The following is a 5,369-nucleotide window of genomic DNA, read 5'->3' on the forward strand; positions in this document are numbered from 1 at the left end:
GACCATCCGATTGCGCGCTCATGGGCTTACGAGCGACCATTCGACATCCGACATATTCCCTCGCCGATATATCTTTCGGTAGACGGCGCCCATGTGCCGCACCAGGCGGTGTGGTTGAAGGCCATCGGGCCGATGCCAGACGATGAGAACCTGCATCGAGCTGCGCTCGTGTTCGCGAGCGACTTCACCATCCAGGAGTCAGTTATTCGTCGGCACGGTCTCGCCTGGGCCACGCCCGGCCTGAAAGTCGCCAGTCTTGACCATGCGATGTGGCTGCACAGGTTCGGCCGGGTTGACGAGTGGATGCTCTACGCCCAGGAGTCCCCGAACGCCATTGGTGGTCGTGGTCTCGCGCAGGGTCGCATCTATAGCCGCGACGGCATACTGCTCGCCAGTGTCGCGCAGGAGATCACCGTGCGGGTGCCATCAGGCAACTGATTCAGCGGTGACGAAAGTCGGGGTCGCGCTTCTCCACAAAGGCGGCCATGCCTTCCTTTTGGTCGTCGAGCGCGAAAAGCGAATGGAAGACGCGGCGCTCGAATCGCACGCCCTCGGCGAGCGCAACTTCGAATGAGCGGTTCACGGCCTCCTTCGCCAGAATCACGACGGGGAGAGATTTGCCAGAGATCTCCGCAGCGATTGCGGCGACCTCCTCACCCAGCCGGCCCGCCGGCACGACCCGCGCCACGAGCCCTGTCCGCTCAGCCTCGTCGGCGTCAATCCGGCGACCGGTGAGAATCAGGTCCATCGCCTTGGCTTTGCCAATCGCCCTCGTGAGCCGCTGGGATCCGCCGATCCCGGGGATCACACCCAGTTTGATCTCGGGCTGGCCGAACTGTGCGGTGTCGGCCGCGACGATGAAGTCGCACATCATCGCCAGTTCGCAGCCGCCACCGAGGGCGTAGCCGGCGACGGCAGCGATGATGGGCTTGCGCACTCGTGCCAGGGCATCCCACTCTGAGAACCAATCTGACTCGAGCACGTCTGCGTAACCATTCGACATCATTTCCTTGATGTCGGCACCAGCAGCGAACGCTTTCGCCGACCCGGTAATGACGATCACAGAGATGCCGGGATCCCGGTCGAAGCCCTGCACCGCGGCAACCACCTCGCGCATGAGTGCGAGGTTCAGCGCGTTGAGTGCCTTCGGCCGGTCTAGCGTGATGGTGGCGACCCGCTGCAGCGTCGCGACCTGGATCGTCTCGTAGTCGGTCATGCGGATTCCTTCGTTGATCGTTCGCGGATCACGTCGATGATGGCGGAGAAGTCCAGACCCCCACCGCCGTCGGCGGCGAACTGGCGATAGATTGCCTCGGCGAGTCGCCCGATGTCTGCCTCGACCCCGGTTGACTCGAGAGCTTCGACGGCAAGCCCCAGGTCTTTCGCCATCAGGGCTCCCGCAAACCCAGGCTGGAACTCGCGATTAGCCGGGCTGGTGGCAACGGGTCCCGGCACCGGGCAATTGGTCGTCAATGCCCAACACTGCCCGGATGCCGTGGAGGCGACATCGAATAGTGCCTGGTTCGTCAGCCCGAGTTTCTCCCCCAGCACGAACGCTTCGCTGACGGCGATCATCGCGCTGCCGAGAATCAGGTTGTTGCAGATCTTTGCGGCCTGGCCGTTGCCCGGGGCGCCGCAGTGCACGATCCTGGACCCCATCGATGACAGGAACGGTTCACTCAACTCGAAGTCGGCAACCGCGCCACCCACCATGAAGGTCAGGGTCGCCGCCGTTGCTCCCACTACCCCGCCGGAGACCGGCGCATCCACGCTGCGCATGCCCGCCGCTTCGGCCAGTTGGTGGGCTCTGCGCGCGTCATCCACCGAAATGGTCGACGACTCGATGAACAGGGCGCCAGGCCGAGCCGAATCAAGAAGACCGGCCTCAGCGCCCAGCCCCTCGTAGGCCGCGAGCACATGACGGCCACTGGGCAGCATCGTGATGATGACGTCGGCCTGCGCGACGGCCTCTGACGCGGTGGCGGCGATAGTCACTCCTGACGCGGCGGCGGCCTCGAGCGCGGCCGGCACCAGGTCGAAGCCGGTGACCCGGTGACCTGCGACGACGAGGTTGGCTGCCATCGGCCCGCCCATATTGCCGAGGCCGATGAAGGCGATGTTTGTCATGGTGCTCTTCTTTCTAGTCGGAGGTCGCCACCGGGTGCCGGTGCAAAGAACGACTCGACCAATGATTCACTGACGTCGTCGATCGACGCCGGATTCCACTTCGGATTCCGGTCTTTATCTATGACCTGCGCACGAACGCCCTCCGCGAAGTCGGCCGACCGCAGGCAGTGCACCGACACCCGGAACTCCTGCTCAAGCACGGTCTCGAGGTCGGCAAGCGAACGGGCTCGGCGAAGGGCCGCGAGCGTAACCTTCACCGCCGTCGGGGACTTTGTGGCGATCACCCGGGCTGCGTCGGCCCCGGCCCCCTCTCTCAGGCGACCCATGATCCCGGAAAGATCATCCGTCGAGTAGGCGGCGTCGATCCACTGCCGGTCCGCTGCGAGAGTGGATGCCCCGGGGTCGCCGGTCACGCCAACAATGGCCGCAGCCACCCCGGCTTCTCCCTCCACCTCCGCCAGGGCGTCGAGCAGGCCCTCGACCTCCCGCCTCGGCACAAAGTAATCTGCGAATCCCACCGCCATGGCATCCGCGGCACCGACAGAGCCCGCCGTGAGAGCGAGGTGGGTTCCGAGCTCTCCCGGTGCTCGCGACAACAGGTAGGTACCCCCGACATCGGGCACGAAGCCGATCGTTGTTTCGGGAAGCCCCACCGAGGAGGTCTCGGTCACAATCCTGTGTGCGGCATGGGCCGAGAGTCCGATGCCTCCACCGAGCACGATCCCATCCATCACGGCGACGAACGGCTTAGGGTAGCGAGCGATGGTGGCGTTGAGGGCGTACTCCTCCCGCCAGAACTGTGCGGATGATTCACCGCCGCCTGTGGCATCCCGATAGATCGAGACGATGTCGCCACCCGCGCAGAGCCCCCGATCGCCGCTGCCGACCAGTGCGACAACCGCGATGGCGGGGTCGGCGGCCCACCGGTCGAGTTGGCGCTGGATGAGCGTCACCATCTCGAAGTTGAGGGCGTTAATCGCCCTGGGCCGGTTGAGTGTGATGAGGCCGAGTCGGCCGTGCCTATCGAACAGCACGGGATCGCTCGTGGTCACCGGGCTCGCCGCGTCATTGCTCATAATGCCCCACTCCATCATGGCTGGCCGGTGCGAACAAGGGCAACGCGACCACCCACGGTGACGTTATGCCCGTGATCGGCGGGAGAATTCCACCGGCTCTTCGGTGAAATCGGCCCAGGCGACGCGGAACGACGGGGGTATCCGCGTGGGGCGACCGTCGGCCGCTGTCACCGTGACCAGGGTGACGGCTGCTCGTGCGTACAGCACGCGCGGTGCCACTCCGGTGGGCGAGAACAGTTCGAAACTCATGTCGACGCTGGCCCCGCCAATCGCCCCGAACCACACCTCAATGTCGATCGGCTGGCGCAGGTACGGCATTTGGGCGAGGTACTCCGCTTCCAGCCTGGCGACCACCGTCCAGGTGTCGTCAGTGCCAGGATCAAGTACCGCCGTCGGCAGGTCGTCTGCCTGGCTGCCGCTTCTCCACAGCACTCGAACCCGGGCCTCCTCAATTAGTCGAAGGATCTCGACGTTGTTGACGTGCCCATACGCATCCATGTCTCCCCACCGCGCAGCGATCGGAACATTCAGGCGCGCGATGACTAGTCCCTGGTGAGCTTGCGGTACGCGCTGCGATGTGGCTTCGCGGCATCCGGGCCCAGTCGTTCGATCTTGTTCTCTTCATACGATTCGAAGTTGCCCTCGAACCAGTACCAGTTGGATGGGTCGTCATCGGTGCCCTCATAGGCGAGGATGTGCGTGGCGATGCGGTCGAGGAACCACCGATCGTGGGTGATGACCACCGCACAACCGGGGAACTCGAGCAGCGCATTCTCGAGGGAGCCCAGCGTCTCGACGTCGAGGTCGTTAGTGGGTTCGTCGAGCAGCAGCAGATTTCCGCCCTGCTTGAGCGTGAGCGCGAGATTCAGCCTGTTGCGCTCGCCTCCCGACAACACTCCGGCCTTCTTTTGCTGGTCGGGCCCCTTGAAGCCAAATTGGGAGACGTAGCCACGCGACGGGATCTCGGTCTTACCGACCTGGATGTAGTCCTGGCCATCCGAGACGACCTCCCAGAGCGTCTTATTCGGGTCGATGCCGCCGCGGTCCTGGTCGACGTAGGAGATATCGACCGTCTCGCCGATCTTCAGGTCACCACCGTCGAGAGGCTCGAGCCCTGTGATTGTTTTGAACATCGTGGTCTTGCCGACACCATTCGGGCCGATCACTCCCACGATGCCGTTGCGGGGCAGCGTGAAGCTGAGGTTGTCGATGAGCACCCGCTCACCAAAACCTTTCTTGAGTTTCTTCGCGTCGATGACCTGCGCGCCGAGCCTCGGACCCACAGGAATGACCAGCTCTTCGAAATCGAGTTTTCTGGTCTTCTCGGCTTCGTTTGCCATCTCTTCGTAGCGGGCCAGTCGCGCCTTCGACTTCACCTGGCGGCCCTTGGCATTGCTTCGCACCCACTCGAGCTCGGACGAGAGACGCTTCGCCAGCTTCGCGTCTTTCTTACCCTGCACCTCGAGGCGGGCGCCCTTCTTCTCGAGGTAAGTGGAGTAGTTGCCCTCGTACGGATACAGGTGACCGCGGTCAACCTCGGCGATCCACTCCGCGACATGATCGAGGAAGTATCGATCATGAGTGACGGCGAGCACGGCACCGTGGTACTTCGCCAAATGCTGCTCGAGCCACAGCACGCTCTCTGCGTCGAGATGGTTGGTGGGTTCGTCAAGCAGGAGCAGGTCGGGCTTCTGCAGCAACAGCTTGGTGAGCGCGACGCGGCGTTTCTCTCCACCGGAAAGTTTATTGACGGCCGAGTCTCCCGGCGGCGTGCGCAGCGCATCCATCGCCTGCTCAAGCTGGGACTCGAGATCCCACGCGTCTGCCGCATCGATCTCTTCCTGCAGCGAACCCATCTCGGAGAGCAGCGCATCGAAATCGGCGTCGGGTTCTGCCATCTCAAGACCGATGGCGGAATGTCGATCAACCTTGTCTTTGATGGCGCGAACGCCATCCTGCACGTTTTCGAGGACAGTCTTGGTTTCGTCGAGTTCGGGCTCTTGCATCAGGATGCCGACACTGAAGCCCGGGCTCAGCCTCGCTTCGCCGTTACTGGGTGTGTCGAGACCCGCCATGATCTTGAGGATCGTGGATTTACCGGCGCCGTTCGGGCCGACGACGCCAATTTTCGCGCCGGGGAGAAACGACATGGTGACGTCGTCAAGG

5 protein-coding genes and 1 pseudogene are annotated in these 5,369 nt (G+C 63.6%); 1 reads left to right on the top strand and 5 read right to left on the bottom strand.

Annotated features, from left to right (window positions below):
- Nucleotides 1-438 (top strand): annotated as a pseudogene (locus RMN95_RS12535) (acyl-CoA thioesterase domain-containing protein); the annotation flags it as partial.
- A gap of 1 nt (nt 439) precedes the next feature.
- Here RMN95_RS12535 and RMN95_RS12540 read toward each other — a convergent pair.
- The 5 genes from RMN95_RS12540 to ettA form a co-directional block, all read right to left on the bottom strand.
- Entirely contained in the window at nt 440-1,216 is a 777-nt protein-coding gene (locus RMN95_RS12540) for an enoyl-CoA hydratase (protein WP_309617245.1), read from the bottom strand.
- Nucleotides 1,213-2,127 carry a 3-hydroxyisobutyrate dehydrogenase gene (mmsB, locus tag RMN95_RS12545; protein WP_309617246.1) on the bottom strand — a complete coding sequence of 305 codons (915 nt, stop codon included), beginning with the start codon at nt 2,125-2,127 and terminating at the stop codon, nt 1,213-1,215. The genes RMN95_RS12540 and mmsB overlap by 4 nt, the downstream gene beginning before the upstream one ends.
- Complete coding sequence (locus RMN95_RS12550) at nt 2,124-3,203, bottom strand: enoyl-CoA hydratase/isomerase family protein (RefSeq protein WP_309617247.1); 1,080 nt, start codon at nt 3,201-3,203, stop codon at nt 2,124-2,126. Before RMN95_RS12550 ends, mmsB begins: the two co-directional genes overlap by 4 nt.
- A 63-nt stretch (nt 3,204-3,266) precedes the next feature.
- The gene (locus RMN95_RS12555) at nt 3,267-3,701 is read right to left on the bottom strand and encodes a thioesterase family protein (protein ID WP_309617248.1); all 435 of its coding nucleotides are present in this window, start codon (nt 3,699-3,701) and stop codon (nt 3,267-3,269) included.
- A 44-nt stretch (nt 3,702-3,745) separates the two neighbouring features.
- The coding region (gene ettA, locus RMN95_RS12560) for an energy-dependent translational throttle protein EttA (protein WP_309617249.1) at nt 3,746-5,369 on the bottom strand (1,624 nt) is incomplete at its 5' end.

This window comes from Salinibacterium sp. (assembly GCF_031364185.1).
GTDB lineage: Bacteria > Actinomycetota > Actinomycetes > Actinomycetales > Microbacteriaceae > Rhodoglobus.

Coding starts and splice junctions, on each gene's coding strand:
- RMN95_RS12540 (WP_309617245.1), bottom strand. CDS start 1,216: ATGACCGACTACGAGACGATCCAGGTCGCGACGCTGCAGCGGGTCGCC.
- mmsB (WP_309617246.1), bottom strand. CDS start 2,127: ATGACAAACATCGCCTTCATCGGCCTCGGCAATATGGGCGGGCCGATG.
- RMN95_RS12550 (WP_309617247.1), bottom strand. CDS start 3,203: ATGAGCAATGACGCGGCGAGCCCGGTGACCACGAGCGATCCCGTGCTG.
- RMN95_RS12555 (WP_309617248.1), bottom strand. CDS start 3,701: ATGGATGCGTATGGGCACGTCAACAACGTCGAGATCCTTCGACTAATT.